Annotated in this window: 18 protein-coding genes and 1 pseudogene; 11 read left to right on the top strand and 8 right to left on the bottom strand. The window is 69.7% G+C overall.

The window, feature by feature from the left end; translation table 11 throughout:
• Positions 1-60 precede the first annotated feature (60 nt).
• From VZL07_RS25655 to VZL07_RS25645, 3 genes are all read left to right on the top strand, one after another.
• Entirely contained in the window at positions 61-2,361 is a 2,301-nt protein-coding gene (locus VZL07_RS25655; RefSeq protein WP_426750305.1) for a zinc-dependent metalloprotease, read from the top strand.
• A 209-nt stretch (positions 2,362-2,570) separates the two neighbouring features.
• Positions 2,571-3,089, top strand: a complete 519-nt coding sequence (gene nrfH / locus VZL07_RS25650) for a cytochrome c nitrite reductase small subunit (RefSeq protein ID WP_426750304.1) — start codon at positions 2,571-2,573, stop codon at positions 3,087-3,089.
• Complete coding sequence (locus tag VZL07_RS25645) at positions 3,086-4,570, top strand: ammonia-forming cytochrome c nitrite reductase subunit c552 (protein WP_426750303.1); 1,485 nt, start codon at positions 3,086-3,088, stop codon at positions 4,568-4,570. The genes nrfH and VZL07_RS25645 overlap by 4 nt, the downstream gene beginning before the upstream one ends.
• 51 nt (positions 4,571-4,621) lie before the next feature.
• Here VZL07_RS25645 and VZL07_RS25640 read toward each other — a convergent pair whose 3' ends face one another.
• From VZL07_RS25640 to VZL07_RS25615, 6 genes are all read right to left on the bottom strand, one after another.
• Positions 4,622-5,089, bottom strand: coding sequence for a DUF2147 domain-containing protein (locus tag VZL07_RS25640; protein ID WP_426750301.1), 468 nt, complete (start codon positions 5,087-5,089; stop codon positions 4,622-4,624).
• 142 nt (positions 5,090-5,231) lie between these two features.
• Positions 5,232-8,072, bottom strand: coding sequence for a CHAT domain-containing protein (locus VZL07_RS25635; RefSeq protein ID WP_426750300.1), 2,841 nt, complete (start codon positions 8,070-8,072; stop codon positions 5,232-5,234).
• Between the two features lie 67 nt (positions 8,073-8,139).
• Complete coding sequence (locus VZL07_RS25630) at positions 8,140-8,670, bottom strand: hypothetical protein (protein ID WP_426750299.1); 531 nt, start codon at positions 8,668-8,670, stop codon at positions 8,140-8,142.
• A 50-nt stretch (positions 8,671-8,720) separates the two neighbouring features.
• The gene (locus tag VZL07_RS25625; RefSeq protein ID WP_426750298.1) at positions 8,721-9,455 is read right to left on the bottom strand and encodes a hypothetical protein; all 735 of its coding nucleotides are present in this window, start codon (positions 9,453-9,455) and stop codon (positions 8,721-8,723) included.
• Positions 9,452-10,003, bottom strand: a complete 552-nt coding sequence (locus VZL07_RS25620; protein ID WP_426750297.1) for an RNA polymerase sigma factor — start codon at positions 10,001-10,003, stop codon at positions 9,452-9,454. Before VZL07_RS25620 ends, VZL07_RS25625 begins: the two co-directional genes overlap by 4 nt.
• A gap of 122 nt (positions 10,004-10,125) precedes the next feature.
• Positions 10,126-10,374 carry a hypothetical protein gene (locus VZL07_RS25615; RefSeq protein ID WP_426750296.1) on the bottom strand — a complete coding sequence of 83 codons (249 nt, stop codon included), beginning with the start codon at positions 10,372-10,374 and terminating at the stop codon, positions 10,126-10,128.
• A 580-nt stretch (positions 10,375-10,954) separates the two neighbouring features.
• Here VZL07_RS25615 and VZL07_RS25610 point away from each other — a divergent pair.
• Together VZL07_RS25610 and VZL07_RS25605 are read left to right on the top strand one after the other, a co-directional pair.
• A complete protein-coding gene (locus tag VZL07_RS25610; RefSeq protein ID WP_426750294.1) occupies positions 10,955-12,244 on the top strand; it encodes an NAD(P)/FAD-dependent oxidoreductase in 1,290 nt (429 codons plus the stop codon).
• Between the two features lie 38 nt (positions 12,245-12,282).
• Positions 12,283-12,843 (top strand): annotated as a pseudogene (locus VZL07_RS25605) (alpha/beta hydrolase fold domain-containing protein); the annotation flags it as partial.
• A gap of 55 nt (positions 12,844-12,898) precedes the next feature.
• On the opposite strand, the gene VZL07_RS25600 reads toward VZL07_RS25605, so the two are convergent.
• Positions 12,899-13,657: a TetR/AcrR family transcriptional regulator gene (locus tag VZL07_RS25600; RefSeq protein ID WP_426750293.1), complete on the bottom strand. Its 759-nt coding sequence runs from the start codon at positions 13,655-13,657 to the stop codon at positions 12,899-12,901.
• Between the two features lie 138 nt (positions 13,658-13,795).
• Here VZL07_RS25600 and VZL07_RS25595 point away from each other — a divergent pair, with 138 nt between their 5' ends.
• Both VZL07_RS25595 and VZL07_RS25590 read left to right on the top strand, forming a co-directional pair.
• The gene (locus tag VZL07_RS25595; RefSeq protein ID WP_426750292.1) at positions 13,796-14,578 is read left to right on the top strand and encodes a DUF2306 domain-containing protein; all 783 of its coding nucleotides are present in this window, start codon (positions 13,796-13,798) and stop codon (positions 14,576-14,578) included.
• An 88-nt stretch (positions 14,579-14,666) separates the two neighbouring features.
• Complete coding sequence (locus VZL07_RS25590; protein ID WP_426750291.1) at positions 14,667-15,128, top strand: DoxX family protein; 462 nt, start codon at positions 14,667-14,669, stop codon at positions 15,126-15,128.
• 122 nt (positions 15,129-15,250) lie between these two features.
• Here VZL07_RS25590 and VZL07_RS25585 read toward each other — a convergent pair whose 3' ends face one another.
• Positions 15,251-15,481: a hypothetical protein gene (locus VZL07_RS25585; RefSeq protein ID WP_426750289.1), complete on the bottom strand. Its 231-nt coding sequence runs from the start codon at positions 15,479-15,481 to the stop codon at positions 15,251-15,253.
• A gap of 447 nt (positions 15,482-15,928) precedes the next feature.
• Here VZL07_RS25585 and VZL07_RS25580 point away from each other — a divergent pair, with 447 nt between their 5' ends.
• The 4 genes from VZL07_RS25580 (at position 15,929) to VZL07_RS25565 (ending at position 20,621) form a co-directional block, all read left to right on the top strand.
• Positions 15,929-17,308, top strand: coding sequence for a PQQ-dependent sugar dehydrogenase (locus VZL07_RS25580; RefSeq protein WP_426750288.1), 1,380 nt, complete (start codon positions 15,929-15,931; stop codon positions 17,306-17,308).
• A 210-nt stretch (positions 17,309-17,518) separates the two neighbouring features.
• The gene (locus VZL07_RS25575; RefSeq protein ID WP_426750287.1) at positions 17,519-19,234 is read left to right on the top strand and encodes a B12-binding domain-containing radical SAM protein; all 1,716 of its coding nucleotides are present in this window, start codon (positions 17,519-17,521) and stop codon (positions 19,232-19,234) included.
• Positions 19,235-19,320: 86 nt separating this feature from the next.
• A complete protein-coding gene (locus VZL07_RS25570) occupies positions 19,321-20,031 on the top strand; it encodes a siderophore-interacting protein (protein ID WP_426750286.1) in 711 nt (236 codons plus the stop codon).
• 125 nt (positions 20,032-20,156) lie between these two features.
• Entirely contained in the window at positions 20,157-20,621 is a 465-nt protein-coding gene (locus VZL07_RS25565; protein WP_426750285.1) for a carboxymuconolactone decarboxylase family protein, read from the top strand.

The following is a 20,621-nucleotide window of genomic DNA, read 5'->3' as shown; positions in this document are numbered from 1 at the left end:
AGCGGTCCGTTGCTCCGACACCGGATGGAAATTCCTCCATCCGGCTGTCTGGAGCACGGCATGTTCATATGGAGTGCACGCAAGCAGCGCGCCTGGTGGGGTGCGCTGTCCCTGACGATGGCCCTGGGCGCCGGCTGCGGTGGCGACGTCCAAGCGCCGTCCACGCCCGCGCCGGAGGCCCCCGGGCCGGAGCTCGCCATGGAGCTCACGGGTGACTTCGTTGCCATCCCTCGCGAGGTGAGCCCGGCGCAACGGCAACAGGTGGACCAGAAGCTCGGCGGCGTGGTGGACGACGCGGGCAAGAGCTTCTACCTGGCCATCCGGCGCAGCGAGCTGCGCCAGAAGTGGTTCCTCACCGCGTTCGCCAAGCAGTACCACCCCGGAGGCGTGGGCAATCGCGCGGGCGAAGTGCTGGGCAGCCGGGTGGTGAGCTTCGAGGAGCAGAACGGCAAGCTGTTCGTCTTCGACGTCGACAAGCGCAAGGTGATGAGCGACGTGTTCGACCCGCAAATCCTGGTCGATGCCTATCCCATCGTCACCGACCATCGCCCCTTCAATCGGCTGCCCGGCGCGAGCCAGTACGTGCTCATCGACCCCGCGGCGGGCCTCAACCGCTACGGCGTCGTGGGCGACCGGGTGGGCCAGAACGGCGTCCACTTCCAGGTGGAGCTGAGCTTCGCGCAGCGCTTCCGGCGCCTCGCCGACGGCGTCGCCTACGAGCAGGTGTTCACCGGCTATGCCGACCTCCCCTTCGAGTGGGCGTCCTACTATGGCGAGGACAATGCCTTCCGCACTGCGGGCACCCTGGGCATCTCCCTGCGCAAGTACGCGGAGGGCCCGGGCTATACCCCCACCCCGCTGCCGCCCCGGGAGCTCTACTTCCGCAGCGACCGGCGGCTCGTCCCCAACACGACGGCGGAGCAGTTCGAGCAGGTGGCCCTGAAATGGAACGTCCACCCCGGCATGAAGCCCATCCGCTGGCACATCATGGACACCGTCCTCGCGGCGCAGGAGGATCCTCGCCTCCAGCCCTATGACGTCGTCGGCGCGATGAAGCGCGGCATTGAGGGCTGGAACGCCGTGTTTGGCTTCCCGGTGTTCGAGGCCGTGGTCGGCGGCGGCATCCAGGACTTCGCGGACGACGACCGGAACGTGGTCATCTTCGACACGGACGAGTTGATGCCCATGGCCTTCGCGAACTGGCGCAGCAACCCCATGACCGGAGAGATTCGCGGAGCCAGCGTCTATTATCCCGTGAGCTGGCTGCTGTTCGCGGTCGACGCGTACACGGACGATGCCCCGCTCGCCGAGGGCGACGCCCCGCTGGCCCCCGAGCCACCCCAGCCGCGGCTCCGCCTGTCCTGGTCCGGAATGGAGGGCGGGCGCCATTGTGAGCTGAGCGCCTCCGACCCGCGCCAGGTGCGCGCACGCATCCAGGCCTCGGGCCACCCCGCACTCTCGGCGCTCACCCGGAAGCAGAAGGTGGAGGCGTTCATCACGCACGTCATGCTCCACGAGGTGGGGCACACGCTGGGCCTTCGCCACAACTTCTCCGGCTCGCGCATCCATGACGGCAGCCCCAACAGCCCCGTCTCCACGACGGTGATGGACTACCTGCTCGACGAGGACCGGGCCCTCATGGATGCCCCTGGCGTGTACGACGTGCGCGCCATCCGCTACCTCTACGGACTGTCAGCGGAGGTGCCCATGACGGATGCCTTCTGCACGGATGAGGACCGCCGCGTCGACCCGTACTGCGCCACGTATGACCGGTTCGCGGACTCGCTCACGCTGCACCACGGCCCCGTGTTCCAGGGGCACGAGGACTACCTGCTGAACAGCCCGCTCCCCTGGTCCCGCCTGCAGTCCTACTTCGACTACGTCACGTCTCCGTACCTGGGGTTCCTGCGCATCACGGACCCGGTGAGCCAGGCCACGGCGTACGAGCTGGCCATGCTGAAGCTCCGCCCGCCGCTCGTGATTCCCCCGGACGCCCGGCCGGACTACGCGGCCCGCGCGGACGAGCTCACGCGGCGCATCTTCCAGCGGCTGTACCTGGACCCGGCGTCGAGCCGGGGCAACTTCACCAGCGACCCGCCTCCTTCGCCCGAGCTCCTGACGCCCATGCTGACGGACATCAAGGCCATCATCCTCAACACGGACGGCGTGCGCAGCCACGCATCCCGCCGCACCCTGGTGGACGTCCTCGAGGCGCAGCAGTCGCTCGGCGCATACCTGCTGCTGCGCGAGCTGCGGGACACGCTCAGCGCCAGCGCGCCCTCACTGCCACCAGAGGAGCAGGTGCTGACCGAGGACCTGGTCACGCGCATCTCGGTGGCCCTGTCTCCGTACTACGACTGAGCCGGGCCTGAAGCGCCGGGCCGGGGCCTCGCGTGCTCGAGGCTCCGGCCCGGCGCTCGCACCGCGAGCGTGCCGCGCGCAGAATTTGCGCGCCCTCCCGCGGCGGCGCAGAAATGACGCTGCCGGCGCCATCGCCAGACCGCGTGAAATCCTCCACGAGCACGTGAGTGGGGACTCCCCGTTTGGGCAAACGTTGTTACGGTGTCCGCGTGTCCTCGGCCTCCCGAACCCTCCTGGCAGTGGTCCTGGGGCTTGCCCTGGGCGCGGCCATTGGCATCGGTGGCTACACCTTCGCGTATGCCAAGGGCGCGGCGTACCTGCAGGACGACCCAGCCGCCTGCGCCAACTGCCACATCATGACCGAGCAGTACGAGGGCTGGCGCAAGAGCAGCCACCACGCGGTGGCCACCTGCAATGACTGCCACACGCCGGCCGGGCTCGTGCCCAAGTACCTCAACAAGGCGAGCAACGGCTTCTGGCACTCCTTCTACTTCACCACCGGCACCTTCCCGGACCCCATCCGCATCCGCCCGGGCAACCGGCGGGTGACGGAGGACGCCTGCCGCAAGTGCCACGCCACCCTCGTCGAGACCATTGAAACACCGCAGGCCCTCCACGAGACGGCCGCCCACGACGACTCCCTGCAGTGCCTTACCTGCCACAACTCCGTGGGGCACCCCGAAGGCACCGGGAACCCCGAGCTCATCCGTCAGGAGGTTGCACGATGACCGAGCCCGAGAAGCCCAAGCGCTTCAGCGGCGCCAGGCTGGTGATGGCCGTGGCGGTGGCGGCCTCCCTCGCCGCCGCGGGCGTCACCGCGCTCCTGGTCAACATCATGGAGCGCAAGCAAGAGGCGAAGAATCCCTTCTACCGGGTGGTGGAGCTCGACGACACCATCACCGACCCCGAGGTGTGGGGAAGGAACTTCCCGCTGCAATACGACAGCTACAAGCGCACGGTGGATCAGCAGCGCACCCGCTATGGCGGCAGTGAAGCCGTGGCGCGCACGCCTTCCCAGGCGGACCCGCGCACGGTGGTGGCGCAGAGCCGGCTCGAAGAGGACCCTCGGCTGGTGACCATGTGGAGCGGCTACGCCTTCGCCACCGACTTCCGCGAGGAGCGCGGCCACGCGCACATGCTGGAGGACCAAGTCTACACCGAGCGCCAGCACGTGACGCAGCAGCCGGGCACCTGCATCCACTGCCACGCCAGCGTGTACGTGCCCTACAAGAAGCTCGGTGACGGCGACCTCATCAAGGGCTTCGAGAAGATGAACCAGATGCCCTTCATGGAGGCGCGCAAGCAGGTGGAGCACCCCGTCTCCTGCATCGACTGCCACGAGCCCACCACCATGCAGCTTCGCGTGACCCGGCCTGGCTTCATCGAGGGCATCGCCGCGCTCAAGGCCAGCCAGGGCGTGCCCGACTTCCAGGTGAACCGGGATGCCACCCGCCAGGAGATGCGCACGTACGTGTGCGGACAGTGCCACGTCGAGTACTACTTCAAGGGCAAGGAGAAGCGCCTCACGTACCCCTGGGCCAAGGGAATCAACATCGATCAGATCATGGCCTACTACGACGAGGACGGGCACACGGACTGGACGCACCAGCTCACGGGCGCCAAGGTGCTCAAGGCACAGCACCCCGAGTTCGAGCTGTACAACCAGGGCATCCACGCGAAGAGCGGCGTGGCCTGCGCGGATTGCCACATGCCCTTCGTGCGCGAAGGGGCCATGAAGGTCAGCGACCACCACGTGCGCAGCCCGCTGCTCAACATCAACCGCGCGTGCCAGACGTGCCACAAGTGGAGCGAGGCGGAGCTGCTCCAGCGCGCGGAGACCATCCAGACGCGCACCTTCGAGACGCGGAACATCGCCATGGACGCCCTGGTGGACCTCATCCATGACATCAAGGCCGCGCAGAAGGCCGGCCTGCCCGAGGACGCGCTCGCCGGGGCGCGGGACCTGCAGAAGCGCGCCCAGTTCTACCTGGACTTCGTGGAGGCGGAGAACTCCATGGGCTTCCACGCGGACCAGGAGGCGGTGCGCATCCTGAGCAAGTCCATCAACTTCTCGCGCCTGGGCCAGAACGCGCTGCGTCCCGGCGGCGGCGCCTCCACCCGCCCCACCACGCGGCCCCAGGGCGCTCCGACGCCGCTGGCGCCCGGGTCCACGCGCCGTGCGGGAGAGGCGCAGCAGGGCTCGCGGTAGGCTCGGCGAGCGGAAGCGGGTGGCGCCCGCTTCCGCCGGCCCCCTACGGCACTACTCGGCGCGGACCCAGTGCTGGGTGCGGCCCAGCAGCGACATGCCGATGTAACCGCGGACCTTCAGCTTCTTGCCGCCGTCCTCGACGGCGACCTTGCACTTGTAGGTCTTGCCGTTCGCCGGGTCGAGGATGGTGCCGCCGGACCACTCGTCGTCATCCTTCTTCAGGTCGCGCAGGATGGTCATCCCGATGATGGGCTGATTCTTCAGCGAGCCCTCGCACTTGTCGCAAACGGGGTTCTGGTCTTCCTTGGGGTCGCGGAAGAGCTTCTCGATCTTCCCGTACAGCTTGCCGTTCTCCTCGTAGATGGCGATGACGGACTTGGGCTTCTTCGTCTCGTCGTCGATGGTCGTCCACCGGCCAACGGCGGCATTCGCCGCGGCGGGGGCCTTGTCCTCGGCCAGGGCGTTCGAGGCCAGCAGCAGCGTCAGGGAAGCGAGTCCGAACCAGCGGGTAACGTTCATGGCGTGATGTCCTTCCGCGCGGGGGCTCACAGCGCAGGACGCCTGCGTTCGAGCCCCTCAACACTTCGGTTGTACTCCACCGCCGTGCCTGCACGCAGCCCCAGGTGGTGCGCTGTTCAGCACTCGCATGTGATGCTTTGCGTCATGGCGCCCCCCGCCCCCAGGCTCGATACGCACCGAAGCCCAGGCCCATGAGGACGAGGAGCACGGCGATGACGGCCAGCGCTCCGGCCGCACCGGGCAGGGACGCGCCGTCCTCGCGAGGCGCGGTGGTCACGAGCGCCGCGTCCCCGAGCACCACCAGCCCCGCCCACGCGGCCGGTGGCAGGCCCTCGTTGATGGCCTCGAGCTGGGCAGCCCTCAGCGCCGCCGAGGTGCTCAAGCCCTTGGAGAGGTGCAGATAGAAGCGCTCCATCAGGTCCGCCGCTTCGTCGTCACGCAGCGGCCACAGGCTGGCCACCACCGCGCGAGAGCCCGCCTCGAAGAAGGCGCGCGAGAGGCTCAGCACGCCTTCTCCCGGCAACACCGCGCCCGAGGCGCTGCGGCACGCGGACAGCACCACCAGCGAGCCCATGAGGCGCAGCTGGGAGATTTCACGCGGCTGGAGGATGCCGTCCTCGTCCTCCGTGCCCGGCGCGAGCACCAGCGCGGAGCGCTCCGGGGCCTCGGCGTCGACCACCGCATGCGCCGCCAGGTGCAGCACCCGGACCCGCGACAGGTCCGCGCGCTTGAGCGCGTGCTCGGAGGCCTCGGTGCCCACCCACAGCCGGGGGATGACGTGCGTGTCTCGCAGCGCCTCCTCCACGCCGAGCCCCTCGCGGCGGGCCTCGGGCAGCGCGCCGAGCTGCGCGGCCTCGGCGAAGATTCCGGCCCGGGAGCGTGCCGAGGGCCGGGACATGCCCTGCCGCGAGGTCCACTCGGGGTCCGCCAGCACCAGCGCCTCGCCTCCGGGCGCATGCGGCGCCTGTCCGCGCCAGTGCCGCCACAGGCTGGCCGAGGGCACCAGCGCCAGCTCGTAGCGGGCCACCAGCGGCGGGCCGTCCCGACGCTCCCGCAGCGCGGCGAAGGGCAGGTCATGGAGCGGACCGTCCGGCACCAGCAGCAAGCGCCGCACCGTGGGTGGCAGTCCCGCGAGTGCCGGCCCCAGGAGCTGGGCATGAAGGGCCACCGCCGCGCCAAGCTCGGAGCCATCCCTCCGCTCGACGAGCCCGGAGAACAGCGTGGCCGCCGCCACGAGCCGTGTGCGCTCGGGGATTTGGTGGGCCTGGGTTCCCGCCCGCGTCACCACGAGCACCCAGGCACCTCCCACCGAAGTGCCTGAGTGGTCCTCGTCATCTCCCACGAGGAAGGCCAGCAGCGCCTCGTCCTCCCCCAGCCCCTGTTCGACGGCCTCCAGCGAGGCGAACTCCGGTGCGCCGTGGCGGGGCACGGGGCGGAGGTCCCGCTCGCGCCGCTCCAGCTCCTGAAGCTCCTTCAGGGTGTCCTCCCGTCCCGCGCCAACGAGCGACGGGTCCAGGAGCCGCCGCTGCACCGCCACCAGTTGCGCCTGCACCGCGCCCCGTTGCGTCCGGCGCTCCGGCGTGTCCTCCGCGTCGGCGAGCGCATGCGAGGCGAGCAGTGCATCGAGCAGGGTCCGCGCCCGGAGTCGCTCGCTCACCGCGAAGGCCCGCGCCAGGGCCGCCCTGGGAGGAAGCGAGGCGGGCCCACCTGTCGCGCCGCCGGCCTCCAGCGTCCAACCGGCGAGCCGGTGGTAGTCGCGGGCCCAGGTCGCGAACAGCTCCGCCTGGCTGGACGCATCACTCTGCGTCTGGCGAAGGGCCTCCAGCGCATCCAGGGCGCGCTCGGCATGGTCCAGCGCCTCGGGCAGGGGCTGCGTCCGGTACGCCACCGTGGCGCGCCCGCGCAGGGCCAGGGCGAGGAGCATCGGGTCCTTCGCCTCGGAGGCCAGCCGCAGCGATGCGGCCGAGTCCTGGAGGGCCCCGGCCGGCTCCACGCCCGCGCGCCGCTCCGCCCGCGTCCAGAGACACGTCAACCGCCGCTCGTTCGAGTCCAGCACCTCCGCGAGCGCCATGCAGCGCTCCAGGAGCGCATCGGCCTCGCGGCGCTCCTCGGGTGTGTCCCCCAGCAGGTCCGCCATGAGGCGCACGGCCCAGGCCTCCAACGTGGGGCTCCCGGACCGCTCCGCGGCGGCCAGCGCCTGCCGCGCCAGGCCCAGCGCTTGCGCCCGGTCTCCCGGCATGTGGTCACGCTCCAGCCGCCGCGTCGCGATGTCAGCGAGCGTGAAGCGCACCTGCGCTTCCAGGAAGATGTCTCCCGTGCGCTCGGCCAGCGACACCAGGCGATGGTTGGCATCCAAGGCCTCTTCCAGCCGGCCCAGCCGCTGGCTCACGGTGCTCAGCACGGTCAGGTACTGCTTCTTCAGCCCATCCGCGCCGTCCGGGAACACGAGCGCCTCGGCGCGCTTGAGCACACGGAAGGCGCGGCCCAGGTCGAGCTCCACCTCGTAGTGCTGACCAGCCTGGACGATGAGCGCGCGCGCATGGAGGTCCGGACGACCGGAGGCGCTCGCCACCTCGACCACCCGCTGCGTCCACTCCCGGGCCTCCTCGGTGCGGCGCTGGGCCAGGAGGATGACTCGCAGGTTGATGCCCGCCAGCACCTCCCCTTCCGCGTCCTGGACCCGGCGGAACGTCTGCGCCGCCCGGAGATAGGGCCCCTCCGCCGCCCTGCTGTCGGTCAGGTGCTTCACGTGCCCGAGCACCAGGGGCAGCCAGCCATGGTCGGGATGGCGCTCCTCCAGGGCCGCCAGCTCGCGCTGGACGGCGTCACGCGCGGAGGCCACCTGGGCGCACTGGAAGAAGCACATCGCCGTCTCACGCCCCTCGGGTCGCGCGGCGAAGCGCTCCCGGCACTCCACGAGCGTGGGGGACCTGGGGTGGCCCGGTGCGCCCCCGAGGGCCGAGACTGGACACACCACGAGCATGGCCCCCACCAGGACGGCGAGGAGGCCCGTGCCGCTGCTCCCGGACGGATGCGTCCGGCGCGTCACGTCAGTCGGTGGACGGGGGCGGCGGGACAATGGGCTCGCACTTGAGCGTCACCGGCCCGGGCGGAACAGGAGGAGGCCTGGGCATTGCGGCTGGCGGATTCAGCTCGAAGTAGCACGTGAGGGGCTCCGTCCAGGCGGTCGGGTCCGCGGCGGCCCAGCGCTCCACCGTCACCACCGCCGCGGAGAGGGACGACCCGCTCACGGTGGCGATGACCCGCGCGAACAGCGGGGCCGCCGTGGGCGCCCGGTGGTTCAAGCGCAGCGGCGAGTCCGGGTCCACGACGCCCGAGGTCTCCGCGACGACGACGCCATCGTTGTTGACGAGCTGGAGCGTCACGAGCTGCCTTGCGCCCGTGCGAGCTCCCGTTTCCACCACCGAGGCCACGACCCGGTCACCCGCCTCGCCGAAGCTGTCCTGCGTCTTCGCCGCGCGAGTGACGGAGGCCGACTGTCCCCACGCAGGCCCGGCAGCGCCATACACCCCCACCAGGAGCGCCAGCAGTCCTCCTCGCATCCACTGTCGTGTCTTCATGCTCAGCTCCTGTCTCATCGGTGTCCCCCTTTTGTTTCGGACTGCGTGCTTCACTCCAGCCGGTTGACGAACGTGGCGCCACGAAGCACCTGCCCGTCCGGCAGCCGCGCTTCCACCTGCCACAGCAGCTTCGTTCCCGGCTTCAGCGGGGCCAGCACCTCCGCGGGCACCCGGTACTCGCGCCTCTCCAACGAGTCCACGCGGTGGACCAGGCTCAGGTCCTCCGTGGACAGCCGCACCGACCAGCGCGTCCCCTCGGGGCCGCCGCTCCAGCGCAGCACGCAGTCGTCGCGCTTCAGGGGCAACGCCTCCGGCACCTTCGAGACGACCGCCGCCGTGTCTTCGCCGCGCAGCCGCGGCTGCTCCGGCTCGTCGCGCATCGCGACGCCCACGACGATGAGCATCAGCGCCGCCGTCGCCACCGCGCCCCAGAGGGGCTTGCTCCACGCGAAGCGGAAGCGGCGCCCCTGGCGTGCAGCCCCCGCGCCGCGCCGGGCGCGTGCGCCCTCTCCAAGCCGCTCCGCGGGAGGCTCGGCCTCCGAGGCGGCGCGCGTCAGCTCGTTCGCCAGCCGCCACGCCGCCGCCCAGGCCGGGTCCGCCGCCACGCGCTCGATGACGACACGGCGCTCCTCCGCGGGCAGCTCACCGCTGACCGCGCGCCACACGAGGTCCGCGTCCACCGGCTCCCCCGCGGGCTCCACCGGGTCTTCGTCTCGCACCGCCGCGCGCAGGCGCTCGACGACGGCGTCATCGGGCTTCGTGTCGTCGCGTCCTCGTTCGCTCACGGCTCGAATCCCTTCGTGGCGAGGCACAGGCGCAGCGCGCTCAGGCCCCGGTAGATGAGGTTCTCGGTGCGCTTGTCATCCCAGCCCAGGAGCCTCGCGGCCTCCGGGACGCTGTGGCCCTGCAGGTACAGCGTCACCGCCAGCCGGCGGTCCTGGACGAGCTTCCGCAGACAGTCGCGCACGGCTTGCGCAATCTGGGCACCGCCCGCGGCCTTCTCCGGGTCGCTCGAGGCCACCGGCTGCTCGGGCAGGGACTCCACCTCGGACAGGTCGACCTCGCGGCGGCGCGACACGTTGCGCAGCTCGTCCACCAGCGCCGTGTACGCGACGCGGTACAGGTAGGCGGAGGACAGCCGGCTGCGGTCGGGGTCGCGCCGCTGCAGCTCCATGACGCGCATCATCGCCGTCTGCACCAGGTCGTCGCGGCGGTCGGCCAGACGGGATGGACATACCCGGGCCACGGCGCGGGCCAGGTCCTTGCGGAGCTGCTCCAGCTCGCCCGCGGGGAGAGCGCCCATGGCCTGCGCTGGCCTGTGTCGTGGCTCCACGTGGGAGTTCCTCCGAAGTGCGCTCATGGTCATCGAAAGTTCCTTCCCACGGCAAGTGTGGTGGCGGAATCGAGGCATCTGCCGGGAGGCGAGGCGTTCCGCGCTCCCGGGAGACCGCACGACTACGTCAGGGCTGCATCCCGGGCGATGACGCGCAGCCGCGTGTCCGCGCCCGTGAGGCGCTCCGCGGACAGCAGGAACCGCCCACCGTTCACGAAGGTGCTGGCAACAGAACGGGCGATGCGCCAGGAGGTTCCCGTGGGCCGGTCCGCGGGGGCCCCGGGGAACGGTGACTGCGCCAGGGCCGTCGAGGCTGACGCGAGCAGCGACGCGACGGTGAGCCGCGTGCAGGAATGTACATGCGAAATCATGAGCCCCTGAGGGGGCGGCCCCGCAGCCGTCGACATGACGGGCTGTCGTGCGCACCTGGCCTCATGAACGGAGGCCGGGATTTTCTACCCTCACCCCGTGCATGCGATTTCTGGCGGCTTCGCCGCTACGTGGACGGACGCGCGACGACGTGGCCTCGACGACAGGCCGTACCACGACCGCCACCGCCGTCCCTGCGCGCTGGCGAAACAAGAAGCGGAGCGCGGTGGCCAGGTCCATGATTCCCCTGCCCCCTGGGACGCCGTGGCCGCGGCGTGGCAGCACCCCAGCTCATTCCTCCGCTCCCTCCCATCTCATCCCGAGAGCCCCATGATGAGGCACAGGCAGGAGTGCTCCGGCGCCGCTGCGTTGGACGTGAGCGGCAGGCTCCCTCTCGAACAGTCCAGGAGCTGGGCCGCTCCCGTCAGCACGCGCCGCGCCGGACACCGTCGGAGGAGGTCCGCGCAAGCCAGCTTCTAAGTGGTTTCAATCCCACGAATGTCCAGCATGCAGGATATCTGCACCCCGGATTACATACGACGCGGCCACGAATCCACCACGACGCCAGAGGATGCTTCAGCCATGTCGCTCATCACGCCCCCGCTCGAGCCTGGACGTAAACACGTCATTGTCATCGGGGGTGGCTTCGCGGGGCTCACCGCCGCCAAGGAGCTGGCGCGAAGCGCGTCGCTATACGTCACGCTGCTCGACCAGCGGAACCACCACCTCTTCCAGCCGCTGCTCTACCAGGTGGCCACCGCGGGGCTCCGGCCCTCGGATGTCGCCGTGCCCATTCGCGCCCAGTTCACCGGGGTGCCGAACGTCAGCGTGCACCTGGCCCAGGTGCGGCAGGTGAACCTGCAGGAGCGCTGGGTGGAGGCAGGCGAGGATGGGCGAGAGGTGCGCGTGGGCTACGACTACCTCGTGCTCGCCTGTGGGGCCCAGCACAGCTACTTCGGGCGGAATGACTGGGAGCCCTTCGCGCCCGGACTCAAGACACTGGAGCAGGCCACGGAGATTCGCCGACGCATCCTGTCCGCGTTCGAGCTGGCGGAGAACGAGCTGGACCCCGAGCGCCAGCGAGCCCTGCTCAATTTCGTCGTGGTAGGAGGTGGCCCCACGGGCGTCGAGTTGGCGGGGGCCATCGCCGACATCGCCCGCACGGTGCTCGTGAGAGACTTCCGGCGCATCAACCCGTTCAGTGCGCGCGTCGTGCTCGTGGAGGCGGGACCGCGGCTGTTGCCCGCCTTCTCGGAGGAGCTCTCCCAGCGCGCCACCAGGGACCTCATGGAGCTGGGCGTGGAGGTCCGCACCTCGGCGCGCGTCACCGGAGTCGACGCGGAAGGCGTCCAGCTCGGCGACGAGCGCATCGTGGCCCGGAGCGTCTTCTGGGGTGCCGGCGTCGAAGCCGCGCGGCTCACCCGGGTGCTCGGGGTGGAGCTGGACCGAGCCGGCCGGGTGAAGGTGACCGGAGACCTCTCCATTCCCGGCTTCCCGGAGGCATTCGCCGTGGGCGACGTCGCGCACATCGAAGTCGAGGGCCAGGTCATCCCGGGTCTCGCGCCCGCGGCCATCCAGTCCGGGAAATTGGCGGCGCGCAACATCACCCGCTCGGTCGAGGGCAAGCCTCGCGAGGCCTTCCGATACCGGGACAAGGGGTCGATGGCGACCATCGGGAAGCACCGGGCCATTGCGCAGACCGGCGCCCTGAAGCTCACGGGCTTCATCGCGTGGCTGGCGTGGCTCTTCATCCACGTGCTGTACCTGATTGGCTTCAAGAACCGCGTGACGGTCTTCCTGGAGTGGACGTGGAGCTACCTGTTCTCCAAGAGGGGCGCGCGGCTCATCACCCAGCAGGACTGGAGAACTTGAAGCGCCGAGCAGCGCGTGCCCCAGCCCAGCCGGCATGCTGGATGGCGGCACACGCCGACATGCTGCGCTTCGATCCGAACCAGCTGGTCATCTTCGGTGGGAGCGGCGGCGGAGGCCTCGCGGCTGGAACCACGCTTCTGGCGCGGGACCGGCACGGCCCCCAGCTCCTGGGCCAGCTTCTGCAATGCCCGATGCTGGACGACCGGAACGAGACGGAGTCCGCCCATCGGTACGATGGCGTCGGAGTCTGGGACCGCACCAGCAATCTGACCGCCTGGCGAGCCGTGCTGGGAGACCGCTGCGGCGGCCCGGAGGTGTCCCCGTACTCCGCACCCGCGCGCGCGTCCGACTTGGGGGGCTTGCCCCCGACCTTCATCGACGTCGGGGGCGCGGAGACGTTTCGCGATGAAGCCGTCGCCTATGCCCGCGGAATCCTGGCGGCCGGTGGCGAGTGCGAGCTGCACGTCTGGGGCGGGGCCTTCCACGGCTTCTATGACATCGCCCCGCAGCCCGACCTGGCGCGAGCCTGCATCGCGACCCGAGACGCCTGGCTCGCGCGCATGTTTGCCCGCGCGGCCATGAGGCAGGGCATTCCGTAACAGCGAGCCCCCGCGGCTCTGGGTTTCCCGTCCAGCGCGCCGGCCAGAACCTGGCCTAGCGAACGTGAAAGCGCATCCCGACCCCGTCGAGGATTCGCGCCAACCCGAAGTCGAAGTCGGCGACTCCGTCGGCGTCGTCGTCACTCGGCTCGAAGGAGCCCGCGGCGGAAAGCTCAGCCAGCGCGGGGAATCGCTCGGCGTCGATCAGCCTGGCCAGCGTCCGTCCGTACCAGGCCTGGGTCTCCCGGCTGTCCCATGATGACGACGGTGCGTTCGTCATCGTCAGCCCCTGGCGGAGCTGGACATCACCACGAATGTAGCTGAGGACCAGCTGTATCACCGCCAGCTTCTCGTCCGGGCTCAGGCCCGTATCGGCCAGGGTTCGGAGGCCACAGTCGGCCCAGGCGAGCTGACCTGGCTCCAAGGGGGGCCGCCCCATGGTGGCCTGCAGAATCCAAGGGTGTCGGAAGTAGACCGCCCGCAACTCCCGCGCCCAGCGCTCCAGGCCGCCGCGCCAGCCATGGATGGCAACGTCGATGACGGGCGGCTTCCCCGGCGCGGCATCGAGCATGAAGACCAAGAGGTCGTCCTTGCTCGCGACGTGCCGGTAGAGCGACATCGTGGCGCACCCGAGCCGCTCGGCAAGACGGGCCATGGACAGTGCGTGGAGGCCATTCGCGTCGGCGATTTCAATGGCCGCAGCGACGATCCGGTCCAGGCTGAGCGCCTGGGTGGAGCCTCGCGGGCGCCGCTCGGTCCGCTTCCACAGCACCTCGAGACTGCGCGGAAGCTCGTCGTCGGTCTTCTTGCCCATCCCGCACTCCTGTCCGCTGCGAACGACGACAGCATCCCACATCGGCGTGCGCCGTACACATTGCGTATGCCATACGCAATGCGTATGCTGTACGCATATCGGTGCCGTGCCGAGCGCCAGGCCCTGTAGGAGCCGCCCATGCTGACCAAGCCCGGAATGACGGAAGCACAGCAGGAGTCCCCCCATCCCACCGCGCCGACGGGCCGGCCACCTGGACGGCCGAAGTGGTGGCAACGGCCCTGGATTGCGCCGCTGGCGTTCGTCTCGGTCCTCTTCGTCGCGCTCTCCCTTCCGCCCTATCTGTCGCTGGAGCCAGAGCAGTCCCGGGTACCGCAACCGGACGACTTCGCGGCGCACTACCCGCTCCTGGTCGTGCACGTGGTCTTCGGCGCCGTGGCGCTGCTGACCACCCTTCCGCAGGTATGGCCCTGGTTCCGCCGGCGCTACCCGGTGGCGCACCGGCACATCGGCAGGGTGTATGTCTTTGGCGGAGTCCTCCCCGCCGGCCTCACCGCGCTGCCCCTCGGCGCATTCAGCCCCTTCGGGCCGCTGGCCCAGGTGAGCACGGTCCTGATGGCCTTGCTCTGGCTGCTCTTCACGGTCACCGGTTACCGGAGGGCACGGCGGCGCCAGTACATCGAGCACCGCCAGTGGATGCTTCGCAGCTTCGCGCTCACAGCGTCGATCATCACCAACCGGTTCTGGGGGGTGGTGGGCTTCCTCGTCCTTTCGCCGCAGCTGGACACGACCTTCGAGGGCAGCGAGAAGATGCTCACCTGGACCGTCGCCGGACTGTCCACCTGGCTGGGCTGGGTCGTTCCACTGCTCATCACCGAGTGGTGGCTGAACCGTGGCGAGGCGGCCAGGCGCGGCGCCCGGCTTCCAACCTCCGTTGCCCGGAGTGCCAGTGGGGCCGCCTGAAACCACCCGCGAATCTTTTTTCCGGCCCACCGATGATTTTCGCCGGCCATGGCGGTCCAACCCTCGAATCCACTCCACGGAGGACCCCATGAACGCGACGACCCACGCCGAGCTGCATCACCACGCCCCCGCCCCCCGCCTGAAGACGGGCCCCCGGCCCTCCTCGAAGAAGGCCCTGTGGACGGGGCGCATCCTGAGCGGCATCGCCGTCCTCTTCCTGCTGTTCGATGCCGTTGGGAAGCTGCTCCAGATTCCAGAGGCACAGCAGGGGACGGTGGAGCTTGGCTACCCCGTGAGCGTCCTCTTCGGCCTGGGGGTGGTTCAGCTGGCGTGCCTGGCCGTGTACCTCACGCCCCGGCTCTCGGTGTTCGGCGCCATCCTCTGGACGGGCTACCTCGGGGGCGCGGTTGCCACCCACGTCCGGGTCGGGAACCCGCTCTTCACCCACCTGCTCTTCCCCGTCTACATCGCGACGCTGCTCTGGCTGGGGCTCTGGCTGCGCGACGCGCGGCTCCGCGCCGTCCTTCCGCTCCGGGCCACCGATACTTGACCTGAAGCTCGCCAGCCTGCTGCCCGGCGCGCGAACGTGTGCGGCCCGCGCCGAGGTGCGCACGTGACGTCGGCGGCTGCACCGCGGTCGAGCCGAAGCAGCGGCTCGACCAGGTCCCGCTGTCAAATGCAGCGGACGCCGGGCGCGATGGCCGTGCAGTAATAGATGTAGCCTCCCGAGCAGCTCGTGCTCGGGGCGGTCTTGTACGCACACATCCCGGCGGGGCATCCGTCCATGTGGCACGCGGTGGGGCCCGGCACTTCAACCGACTGCTCGGCCTCATCCACGGCGGAAGCATCCTCGGACGTTTGCGGACCGCAGGCGGACAGCCCCAACGCCAGACCCGCAATCACGACCCATCTTTGAAGCATTGGCACACCTCCAGAAGGAGGATTGCGAGTGTACTTCAACGGCAGAAGCGAGACAGCCAGGGCGCGTCAGATTCCATTCGCGCCACGAGAACGCCCTGAGGGCCATCCCTATCATCGCTCCCGCCGATAGACAGACATTCCTCAGCCGCGGGCGGTGAGCTCCCATCTTCTCGGGAAGCGCACGGACACATCAGCGACCACACGCTGTGGTCACAATGTACGGCGGCAGTGATGTGGTAACGCGGACGGAGGGCTGCAACACGATGCAGCTTCACGCTGTCGGATGCCCACCACAGCACCGCCAACTGATGAATCGCAGCCTTCCCCTCCGGCTCGAAGTGCGCAAGGGTGCTCCCGGCAGCAGCCCCTGAGCGCAACGGCGCAGGGCCGCCGCTTCCCAACCGTCCCCTCCCCCCAGGAAACAGCCGCATGCGAACCCTGTCGATGTCCCTCATCGTCGCTGCCCTCCTCGCAGGCTGCAGTGAGGATCCAGACCCCACGCCAACGCCTGACTCGGGCGTCCCGCAGCAGGACTCGGGCGTCCCGCAGCAGGATGCGGGTCTCCCGCCGGATGACGCGGGTGTTCCGCCGGACGACGCGGGCATCCCGCCAGACGACGCGGGTGTTCCGCCAGATGACGCGGGCATCCCGCCAGAGGAGCCGCTCCCCAGCGGACCGCCTGTCCCGCAGGGCCCGCCCAACGTGCCCGAGTTCGAACCGGCCTTCCCGGGGCAGACACGCGCCCCGGCCATCCAGACACAGACGGACATCCAGGTCACCGAGATTGCATCGGGCTTCAGGAACCCGTGGGCCATCGCCTTCCTGCCCGACCAGCGCATGCTGGTGACGGAGAAGCCCACCGGCTCGCTCTATATCGTCACCCCTCAGGGCACGAAGTCCCCCGCCGTATCGGGACTGCCCGCCGTGGATGGCCGTGGCCAGGGGGGCCTGCTCGACGTGGAAGTCGGTCCCGACTACGCCCAGAGCCAGCTCATCTACTGGACCTATTACGAGCCACGCCAGGGCGGCAACGGGCTGGCGGTGGCGCGCGCGCGGCTCGTGGACGGTGAACAGCCTCGCGTCGAGAACGTGCAGGTCATCTTCCGCATGATGCCCACGCTCGAGTCGACGCTGCACGCAGGGGGGCGGCTGGTCTTCACCCCCGACGGCAAGTTGTTCGTCACGCTCGGAGAGCGCTCCGTTCTCGCGGGCCGGGTGCAGGCGCAAGACGTGACGAGCCACTTCGGCAAGGTGGTCCGCATCAACCCCGACGGCTCCGTGCCCCAGGACAACCCGTTCGTGAACACCCCGGGGGCGAAGCCGGAAATCTGGTCGGTGGGCCATCGCAACGTCCTGTCGGCGGCGCTCGACAGCCAGAACCGCCTGTGGATTGCGGACATGGGGCCACAAGGGGGTGACGAGCTCAACCTCCCCGAGGCGGGCAAGGACTACGGCTGGCCCACCATCGGGTACGGCGAGGAGTACTCGGGCGCGCCCATCCACGAGAGCCCCCAGGCCCCGGGCATGGAGCAGCCCGTGTACTACTGGGACCCGGTGATTGCCCCCTCGGGGATGACCATCTACACGGGGAACCTGTTCCCCGAGTGGCGGAACAACGTCTTCATCGGAGGACTGGCCAGCAGGGCGCTGGTGCGGCTCATGATGCGGAATGACCGCGTGGTGGGCGAGGAGCATCTCCTCAAGAGCCTGGACTCGCGCATCCGCGAGGTGGTGCAGGGCCCCGACGGAGCGCTCTACCTGCTCACCGACGCCACCAACGGCAAGCTGTTCAAGATCACGCCGCGCTGAAGTCACCTGGGGGGCGGGTGTCAGCGCGACGGCACCTCGCCCCACGGGCGTTCGAAGTGGATGTGACGCGGACCTGGTGGGCCTGCTGGAAAACTCGTGCGGCCCGAGCCTGTAACGGGCTGCCAGGCGGGCGGGCGCCACCATTCCGCCCGGGCCCGGCCTTTATCGCCTACGCTGCCCGCCGTCTCTTGAAAGGCCGGTGTGCGTCGCATGGGTGGTCGTGTCCTCTCTCCAGTCCTCCTCGTCGGTGCCGGAACGGGGGAGGCCACGTGCGGCATCCTGTACCTGGCGGGCTACCTGCGTCGTGGCGGCATCGAGGCCTTCGTGCGGCTGTACGACGGGGACGAGACCGAAGCGGAGGTGACACGAACCTTCGAGAACCTCCTGCGCCGCGTGCGCCCGAAGCTCGTGGGCATCAGTCTCAAGTGGTTCCACCACGTGGACCGCGCACTGCTCATCGCGAGGACGGTGCGGAGGCTCGACCCTTCCATCCGCGTCGTCGTGGGAGGGAACTCCGCGTCGTACTGGTGGAAGGAGCTGAGCGGCTACGACAGCATCGACCACGTCGTGCTGGGCGATGGCGAGGTGCCCCTGCTCGCGTTGTGCAACGGCGAGGAGGCGCCGCCCAACGTCGTGAAGAGGACTCCGGACGGCCGCCCGCGCCGGCTGCCGCTGGCATACGTGCAGCGCGCCTCGAACACGGACGACATCTACTACTCGCACTTCAACGACATCTTCCTCAGCCAGATGGACCTGCACTCGTTCTCTGGATGGGTCGCGCCCGGCAAGGGGTGCGGCGAGAACTGCCTGTATTGCGGCGGGGCACGCGGCAACCAGAAGGCGGACTTCGGACGCGCGAAGCCGTTCCTGCGCGCCGAGGAGAACGTGCGGCGAGACCACCAGGAGATTGCCGGCCGGACGTGGCAGATGCGCTACGACTTCGCGGGCAGCACCGCCGGGTTCCTGAGCAACACCTGGGCGGGCGTGGACCTCTCCCGTCACTGCTGCACGTACTTCCTGTGGGGCGTGCCCCGGGTGGAGCTGGTGGCGGCGCTGGCCGCGACCTTCCAGCGCGTCTACATGGTCATCGACATCGGCTGCTTCTCCGAACAGCAGCGGCTGGAGCAGATGCGCCGGGGCCTGCTCAAGCCGTGCGCGACGGACCGCGAGCTGCTGGAGGTCATCGATGCCTGCCGCCAGTACCCCAACCTGGACATCGAAATCTCCGGCATCGGCGGCCTGCCCTTCGCGAGCAAGACCACCCTGGCGGAAGAGCTGCGGCTCGTGGAGCGCATCATCAACCTGGACTGCGTGGTGGGCTACCAGCGGCTCGAGGCGCAGCCCGGGGCGCTGGTGACGGAGCACCCCGCGCGCTTCGACATGGAGACGGAGGCGAAGACGTTCGCGGAGTTCCTCGACTACTTCGAGCGCCGCGAGCCCGGTGACGTGTCCGTGCCGATGATTCGCTTCCGCGACGCGGGCCTGGAGGCGGCCGTCCAGCACACCTCCGACCGGGTGGACGCGCTGGCCTGGAAGCACCGCGACGGGCGCAAGAGCGTCTCGGTCCACGGCGGGACGCGGCTGCGCAACACCGCCCCCTGGACGCAGCGCTTCACGCTGGGGGACTGGCTGGGCAGCCATCGTGCCCCCGCGAAGCTCGCGGGCGAGACGGTAACGGTCCTGCGCTCGGTGGATGGCATCACGCTGAGCTGTGCCCCTTCCGTCAGTCCGAAGCGGTTCTCCGACCCCACGCTCACGCAGGGCGAGGACGGCGCCATCCTCCTGGCCGCCCTGGCCGCCTTCGAGCACCCCACGACCGTCTCCAGCGCGGTGTCGAAGCTCGGCGCGAAGGCCCGGCTCGACCCGTACTCCGCTCGGGAGGTCATCGACCACCTGGTGGACGGACGCTTCCTCCAGCCGGTGTGAGCTTCCGCACTGCGCGGACGGCTTCACGCAACTTCACGAGCCCCAGACGAACCGGGCGCGTATGGAGGCCGGAAGGGAGGTTGCCAATGGCATCCGCGAAGGCATTGCTGGGGAGTGTCCTGGGGCGTTTCCTCTTCACCGACAGCCGGGTGACGCAGGTCCATGAGCGCTCGCACGTCTTCCGACAGATTGACTGCGAGGGGCCCGCGCTGAAGGGACAGGGCTGGACCCCGGGAGACAAGGTGCAGGTCTTCCTGCCCGGGCTGGGCATGCGCACGTACACCCCGCTGTCCTGGGACGAGGAACGGGGCGCCACCTCCTTCCTCGTGTACCTGCACGGCGACAGCCCGGGCGCGAGGTGGGGCCGCGACGTGAAGGTGGGCGACACCATCCAGTTCTTCGGGCCCCGACGGTCGCTTGCCCTGGAAGCCGGGAACGCGCCGGTGGTGCTGTTCGGCGACGAGACGTCCTTCGCGGTGGCGTCCGCGTTCCGGACGGCGGGGAGGCGGGACGTCACGCCCCTCTTCGAGGTGACGGCGCCCGACGCCTGCGCGCCCGTGCTCCGCGAGCTGGGCTTCGAGGGTCAGGCCGTGGCGCGCGAGCCCGGGGACGCACACCTGGCCCACGTCCATGAGCGGCTGCGAGAGGTGATGCGCGCGAAGCCCGGGGCGGTGCTGGTGATGACGGGCCGGGCGCAGTCCATCCAGGCCCTGCGCGCCCGCCTGCGCGGCGATGGCGACCGCGCCACACCGAAAGTGAAGGCCTACTGGGCGGTGGGCAAGGCGGGGCTCGACTGAGTCCCCGCTCTTGGAACAGCGGGAAAAAATCGGCCGGAAATGACCATGTCACACGCGGCACCGGCTGCGTCGTCCTGGGGTGGAAGGCAGGCACTTCCGCCCTGCACGACACAGAGGAGCCCACCATGAAGCCCCGCGTGAACCCGGTCGCCGTTGCCCCCGATGCCATGAAGCTGACGCTCGAGTACGGCCAGAAGCTGCTGCAGCTGGGCCTGGAGAAGAGCCTCCAGGAGCTGGTGAAGATCCGCGCCTCGCAAATCAACGGCTGCGCGTTCTGCATCCACATGCACACCCGGGAGGCCCGCGCGCACGGGGAGACCGAGGCGCGCATCTACCTGCTTGACGGCTGGCGGGAGTCGCCCCTGTATACCGCGCGCGAGCGGGCAGCCCTGGCCTGGACGGAGGCGCTGACGCTCGTTTCCCAGACGCACGCGCCCGATGAGGACTACGCTTCCCTGAAGCAGCACTTCACGGAGCAGGAAATCGTGCACCTCACGCTGCTCATCGGGATGATCAACACCTGGAACCGCATCTCCGTGGGGTTCCGCAACGTGCATCCAGTCACTGCTCCCGACACCAAGGCCGCCTGA

Source organism: Pseudomyxococcus flavus, from assembly GCF_050038885.1.
GTDB classification, from domain to species: Bacteria; Myxococcota; Myxococcia; order Myxococcales; family Myxococcaceae; genus Myxococcus; species Myxococcus flavus.
Note: the sequence above shows the minus strand (reverse complement) of the source record. Positions and strands in the feature narration are given on the sequence as shown.

Coding starts and splice junctions, on each gene's coding strand:
- VZL07_RS25655 (WP_426750305.1), top strand. CDS start 61: ATGTTCATATGGAGTGCACGCAAGCAGCGCGCCTGGTGGGGTGCGCTG.
- VZL07_RS25645 (WP_426750303.1), top strand. CDS start 3,086: ATGACCGAGCCCGAGAAGCCCAAGCGCTTCAGCGGCGCCAGGCTGGTG.
- VZL07_RS25640 (WP_426750301.1), bottom strand. CDS start 5,089: ATGAACGTTACCCGCTGGTTCGGACTCGCTTCCCTGACGCTGCTGCTG.
- VZL07_RS25635 (WP_426750300.1), bottom strand. CDS start 8,072: ATGCTCGTGGTGTGTCCAGTCTCGGCCCTCGGGGGCGCACCGGGCCAC.
- VZL07_RS25630 (WP_426750299.1), bottom strand. CDS start 8,670: ATGAAGACACGACAGTGGATGCGAGGAGGACTGCTGGCGCTCCTGGTG.
- VZL07_RS25615 (WP_426750296.1), bottom strand. CDS start 10,374: ATGATTTCGCATGTACATTCCTGCACGCGGCTCACCGTCGCGTCGCTG.
- VZL07_RS25610 (WP_426750294.1), top strand. CDS start 10,955: ATGTCGCTCATCACGCCCCCGCTCGAGCCTGGACGTAAACACGTCATT.
- VZL07_RS25600 (WP_426750293.1), bottom strand. CDS start 13,657: ATGGGCAAGAAGACCGACGACGAGCTTCCGCGCAGTCTCGAGGTGCTG.
- VZL07_RS25595 (WP_426750292.1), top strand. CDS start 13,796: ATGCTGACCAAGCCCGGAATGACGGAAGCACAGCAGGAGTCCCCCCAT.
- VZL07_RS25590 (WP_426750291.1), top strand. CDS start 14,667: ATGAACGCGACGACCCACGCCGAGCTGCATCACCACGCCCCCGCCCCC.
- VZL07_RS25580 (WP_426750288.1), top strand. CDS start 15,929: ATGCGAACCCTGTCGATGTCCCTCATCGTCGCTGCCCTCCTCGCAGGC.
- VZL07_RS25575 (WP_426750287.1), top strand. CDS start 17,519: ATGGGTGGTCGTGTCCTCTCTCCAGTCCTCCTCGTCGGTGCCGGAACG.
- VZL07_RS25570 (WP_426750286.1), top strand. CDS start 19,321: ATGGCATCCGCGAAGGCATTGCTGGGGAGTGTCCTGGGGCGTTTCCTC.
- VZL07_RS25565 (WP_426750285.1), top strand. CDS start 20,157: ATGAAGCCCCGCGTGAACCCGGTCGCCGTTGCCCCCGATGCCATGAAG.